Here is a 3385-nt window from a genome sequence, read left to right on the forward strand (position 1 = left end):
GCATCGCGCTGATGGCCTACGGCGTGGGCGAGTAATCGTCCCTGATCGTCGTAGGAATATTCGCTGAGCAGCAGACCTTGTTGGCGTTGCAGTTCGCGACCGGACTGGTAGACATGGCGGGTCAGCGGCGYGCCGTTGAGGTCAATCCCGTTCAGCGCGCCGCCCTTGGCGTGGCGGTAGTCGAGCACGCTGTTGTCCGGCAGRCGCATGCGCTTGAGCTGGCCGCAGGCGTCGTAGCGGTAACGCAGGGTGCCCCAGCCCTGATGCTCGGTGATCAGCCGGTCCTGACGGTCGTACTCGAAGGCCAAAGGATGTTGCTGGCCGTCATCGACCCCAATCAAACGACCGAGGCGGTCGTATTGGTAAGTGATCTTGATGCCGTCGGGCAGGGTTTTGACCAGCAGACGCCCGGCAGCATCGCGTTTATACGCCGTGACTAACTGTGAACCGTCATCGCCGAACTCGGTCTTCTCCAGCAGATGGCCGTTGAGGTCATAGGCGTACGCGGTGCGGCGGCCGTCAAAACCGCTTTCCTGACGAATCAGCCCGGTCGACGTGTAGTCCAGTCGGTACTTTTCCCCGGATTCGTTTTCAATCTCGGTGAGCAGCAGTTGCGCATGGTCATAGCGGTACTGCACCCGCGTGCCGTCGGGGTTGATCCGCCGCGAAACCAGGTGCAGATCGTCGTCATACTCATAACGGGTGATGTGCCCCTGTTCATCGCGCTCGGCGGTGACCTGACCGTAGGCGCCGTAGCTGTAGGCGCGGGTGCTGCCGCCAGGAAATGTCGTCTGAATCAGTCGGCCAACGGCGTCCCAGTGCTGACGGGTGACCGCACCGTGTTCGTCCGCAGTTGTGGTCCGCCGCCCCAGTGCATCGTAGGAAAAGCGCCGTACGCCACCGTCGGGCAGGGTTTCCTCGGTCAACTGGCCAAGGCTGTTCCAGACCAAACGATGCCGGCTGCTGTCCGGGTAGCGGATCGACAGCAACTGCCCACGGGTGTCGTAGTAGTAATGGGTGACATGGCCGTCGGGATCGACCGCCTCGGTGACATCGCCCTCGGCATTGCGCCGGTAGATCCACACCGCCTCGCCGCGTGAACGCCGGTACAGGAAACCGTTGCGATACTCGTAGGACGTGGGCGCCTCGTCCGGCGGAATCAGCGCGATCAGCCGTCCGACGTCGTCGTAGCGGTATTCGGTGACAGCGCCCAAGGCATCGCGCTCGGCGATCAACCGGCCGGCATCGTCATAAGCCTTGAGCTGCTCGCCACCATCCGCCGAGACTTGACGCACCAGCCGCGCACGCTCGTCGTGGACGTAGGTCTCTTCGGTGCCATCGACGTAATGCACCGCGACACTGCCGTCATCGTTCCAGACGTAGCGCGTGTCCATCTGCGAGAACGATGCCCAGTGACGCACGCAGCGCGCCGATTTCCCTGAGCGCTCCCACTCCCAGAAGAAGCTCGCGCCGCCAGCAAGTTGCCGCTGCAGAATCACGTGAGCGTCGTCGTAGTCGTAACGCTCGCTGTCACCGACGGCATTGGTCGCTTCGATCAGGTGCTGATAGGCGTCGTAGCGGTAGCTGACCAGCGCTTGTTCAGTGCTCCAGGCACCGTCGCGAAACACCTGGTAATCGACCCCGACCAACTGCGCCTGCTCATAGCGCAACAGCAGCGAACGCCCGGCCCCGTTGTCCAGGCGCTGCACCCGGTCAGAGCGATCGCGTTGCACCGTCAGACGGTTGCCATAGGCATCGCTGATCGCCGTCAGCCGTCCTGCACGAAAGTGATAAAAGCGCGCCGTGTCCCCGGCCAGCGCGAGGATCAGCTCTTCCGGCTCATCGCCCAGAAAAATCGCCGCCCGCGACAAACTGTTGTGAATCGCCGGCCGCTCACTACTCGGTAGCGGAAAACGGGTGCGACGGTTTTCGTGGTCGACCCAGACCACAAAGTCGCCTTCAAACGCCAGCCGATGCGCCAGCGAATGACTCCAGCCAAAGCCCAACCCAACATCGATTTCGGCGGCGCTGGAGCGATACAGGCGGGCGAACTCAAACGGCAACACGCCATCGAGCACCGCATCGCTCAAGGTCAACAGTTCTTCGCCGGTGACCATCGACACCGGGCAGCCGTTGGTGCAGGTGCGAGGCACACAATCGGCGCTGTCACCGTTGGGGTTTTTCGCCTGATCCGGCGAGTCGTCATGCGGCTCATGCCGCTCGATCCGGCTCGAAGCGCCAGACTTGTCCCGCACAACAGGCGCCGGATTCGGCACCGTCAACACCACAGAATCGGCCTGACGAATGTTCAGCGGTATCGACGGTGTCGGTTTCAACTCAACGTCACGCACATTGAGCATCAGCGGCTTCAAAACGCTGGCATGCCGCGTCAAATCCGCCGAGGACGTCAGTTCGGCCAAGCGCAACGCCGAGGCCGCCAGCCACTCCCGCGCGCGCGGCGACTTGATCTTCGCCAGCACCTTGCTGCTCAAACGCAGCGGCACGCCCATGCCACCCGACACGCCCATCAACAGGAAGCTGATCAGCAATTCGACGCGCACCTCGGCCACTATTTCAGCCAGATACTGCGGCGGCAGCATCTTCAGCCAACTGGTAAACGCGGCCAGATGAATGAACAACAGCGGCTCGTCACTGAGGATCAGCAAGCCATTGGCGATGGCGTCGCTGGAGGCTTGCAGCAGCGCTTCAAGTTCTGCGTCGCTGAGGTACTCGAGCAGCTTTTCACTGTTGGCCTGCAAGTCGGCGAGCAGGGCGAATACCTGGTGGATGTCATCCCAAACACCATTCAGGGCTTGCTCGAATCCACGCCAATCGGCCTGTTGCAACTGACCGTAACGTTCAAGAAACCCGGCGCTGGAAAACTCCGTCCACTGGGGTTGAAACCTTGCCCACTCCGCGCGCAGCCAGCCTTCCAGGCCTGCAATGACACTTTCATAAGAGGCATACAGCGCACGCACATGGTCCGTGGACACATCGGGAAAGAAGGTGATGCGATAACGCTGGCCCCGATCGCAGTCGGTCACTTGCAGAATGCCGCTGGGGCCGATGGTGTAATGCAGCGGCTCACCGAAAGTCAGCACGCCGCCGACATCGGCAAGCACCGGTTCGAGCGTCACCGGCGTGTTGCCAATCGGCACAAACCGCGCGGCCTCGAACATGTGCACCAGCGTCAGCGACCCGCTGGCCGAGCACATGACYACCGATGAACTGAGCGGTTGGCGCGACTTGATCGGCGCGCTRAGGCGCACGTCGTTKCCGACCGTACAAACTTGCTCGACATCCAGCGCGGTGCCTGTCCAGAACCTCTCTCTAATACACATCTGACGCTGCMGACGATATAGAACGTGTATATATAGGTTGTCGC

General features: G+C 61.8%; 1 protein-coding gene. It reads right to left on the bottom strand.

Translation table 11 applies throughout. The annotated features are described in order from the left end of the window. Window positions 1-3385 (bottom strand): DUF6531 domain-containing protein (locus tag AC1DVF_RS28715; protein ID WP_477783572.1); only part of this gene is annotated, 3385 nt, incomplete at both ends.

This window comes from Pseudomonas sp. P4_D7, from assembly GCF_056401755.1.